This is a genomic window from Brachybacterium endophyticum (genome assembly GCF_003130585.1).
Lineage (GTDB): Bacteria > Actinomycetota > Actinomycetes > Actinomycetales > Dermabacteraceae > Brachybacterium > Brachybacterium endophyticum.
In genome coordinates, this window is record NZ_QFKX01000014.1 from 1 (window position 1) to 494 (window position 494).

Genomic DNA, 494 nt, shown 5'->3' on the forward strand with positions numbered 1-494 from the left:
GCGTGCTCCCACATGTCCAGCTGGAACAGCGGGACCGTCGCGACCGGGATGCCGTTCTGCTGATCGTAGAACTGCTCGATCACCAGGTTCCCGCCGATGGGCTCGTAGGCCAGGATCGCCCAGCCCGACCCCTGGATCCCCAGGGCCGCCGCGGTGAACTGCGCCTGGAACGCCTCGAAGGAGCCGAAGAACTCATCGATCGCGCTGGCCAGCTCACCGGTGGGCTTGTCACCACCCTCCGGGGAGAGGTTCTTCCAGAAGATCGAGTGGTTGGTGTGACCACCGAGGTTGAACGCCAGGTCCTTGGACAGCTGGTTGATCGACCCGAAGTCATTGGCCTCGCGCGCGGCGGCGAGCTTCTCCAGCGCCGTGTTCGCGCCCTTGACGTAGGTCGCATGGTGCTTGTCGTGATGCAGCTCCATGATCCGGCCGGAGATGTGCGGCTCGAGCGCCGCGTAGTCGTAATCGAGATCGGGAAGCGTGTACTCCGCCAT

1 protein-coding gene is annotated in these 494 nt (G+C 64.6%); it reads right to left on the reverse strand.

Annotated elements, in window-relative coordinates; genetic code table 11:
* Positions 1-494: superoxide dismutase (locus tag DEO23_RS15890; RefSeq protein WP_109277011.1), on the reverse strand; the 494-nt coding region annotated here is incomplete at both ends.